Genomic DNA, 1,672 nt, shown 5'->3' with positions numbered 1-1,672 from the left:
CCGCACCGCACTCCGTGCCGGCCCGGGGGTAGTCCACCGAGAAGTACAGCAGGTCACCGCTGACGGACACGTCACCCTGCCCACCGGGGCACACGACGGTGGACTCGACACGAGGACGCTCCGGCTCGGAGATGTCGTAGACGACGAACCCGTCGTAGTTGCCGCCGATGGCGTAGTCCCCGGTGAACGCCAGATCCGAGTTGAAGGCGGCGGTGCGCTCCAGGCCCGCGGGCTTGGGCAGGTTGGCCACGTGGACGACACCGCCACCCGTGGTCACGCCGTCGGCGGCGCGCGCTCCGGGAACCGCCAGGAGGCCCACGGCCACCAGGACCCCCGCCCCAGCCACCCCCCAGCGGACCCGGCCTGTGCGTCCTCGTTCACTCGCCACCGCCCGCACCCCCAGAAATTACACAAAGCTTCCCATTGGATACTCTGTGTTGTACGCCCAGCAGTCGCCGCACTCCAGACGAAACGCCGAGAACGGACATCTGATGACCAATGCACACAGGCGCCCTCCGCTGACCCACCGGCCCCGCCCCTGCGGACTGAACGAAACAGCGCCGACACACCCTCAGGGCTGGACAAAACACCCACCGAGTGAGTAGAAAACCCGCAGGACGTTGCCTCAGGGGCGCACCCGCCCCACGACACCGCGGACCCGTCCGCGCCACACCCCCATCGGAGGACACCTCGTGCGTCGCCTGGCACTCGCGACCGGAGCAGCTCTCGCGCTGCTCGGAGCCACAGCCTGCACCGATGACGAGGACGGCCAGGAGACGGCCAACGTCATCGCCCCCGGAGCGCCCGGCGAGTCCTCCTCGCCCGCCACCACGGACCAGATCGCCGCCCTGGCCGAGGAGCAGGGGCACAACGAGGCGGACGTCACCTATCTGGTGATGATGATCGAGCACCACTCCCAGGCCCTGGAGATGACCGACCTGGCGCCGGAGCGCCACGAGCGCGACGGCGTCGAGCGCATCGCCGACCGCATCTCCGCCGCCCAGGGGCCGGAGATCACCGCCATGGAGAGCTGGCTGGAGGAGAACGTCTTCGGCCCCGCACGGGAGAACCCGGCACACCAGAACTTCTGCGGGTTGGAGGGGGACGGCACCCACCACGGTGAGGACTCCGACGTCCCCGTGTGCGAGTTGGACGTCGACCACGGCGACATGCCGGGCATGGCCTCTCCGGAGGACCTGGAGCGGTTGGCGGATGCCGAGGGCGACGCCTTCGACGAGCTCTTCGTGGAACTGATGACCGTCCACCACGAGGGCGCGATCACCATGGCCGAGGAGGCGATGGCCGAGGGCAGGGACCAGACCGTGCTCAGGATGGCGAACGACGTGATCGCGGAGCAGAACACCGAGATCGGCCGCATGGCGGAGGTCCTGGAGGAGTGAGGCCCCTCCCCCCTCGGCCGGGGCGCCCGGCTCCCTGGAGGCCGACACGCGAGAGGGGCACCCCGTGGCAGGGGCGCCCCTCTCGCATACCGACGCAGGCCCTGGGCGGCCCCGGCGGGCCGGCCCGCGGGGGCGGGGTCAGGCCGACTTCTCCTGGTGCTCGGCGTCCAGTTGGGCGCGCGGCACGATCGTGGGGTTCACGTTGTCGATCACCGTCTCCCGACTGATGATCACCTGCCCCACATCCTCACGAGAAGGCACCTCATACATCA

At 69.9% G+C, this 1,672-nt stretch carries 1 protein-coding gene and 2 pseudogenes; 1 reads left to right on the top strand and 2 read right to left on the bottom strand.

Annotated elements, in window-relative coordinates; translation table 11 throughout:
* A pseudogene (locus ACFWTE_RS29950) lies at positions 1-388 on the bottom strand (hypothetical protein); the annotation flags it as partial.
* Positions 389-692: 304 nt separating this feature from the next.
* On the opposite strand from ACFWTE_RS29950, the gene ACFWTE_RS29945 reads away from it, so the two are divergent.
* Entirely contained in the window at positions 693-1,400 is a 708-nt protein-coding gene (locus tag ACFWTE_RS29945) for a DUF305 domain-containing protein (RefSeq protein ID WP_378783317.1), read from the top strand.
* Positions 1,401-1,538: 138 nt separating this feature from the next.
* Here the strand turns inward: ACFWTE_RS29945 and ACFWTE_RS29940 are convergent.
* A pseudogene (locus tag ACFWTE_RS29940) lies at positions 1,539-1,672 on the bottom strand (ATP-dependent Clp protease ATP-binding subunit ClpX); the annotation flags it as partial.

The sequence above is a fragment of the Nocardiopsis sp. NPDC058631 genome (assembly GCF_042716955.1).
Classification (GTDB): Bacteria; Actinomycetota; Actinomycetes; order Streptosporangiales; family Streptosporangiaceae; genus Nocardiopsis.
The sequence above is the reverse complement of the archived record's forward strand: the minus strand, read 5'-3'. Positions and strand labels throughout refer to the sequence as shown.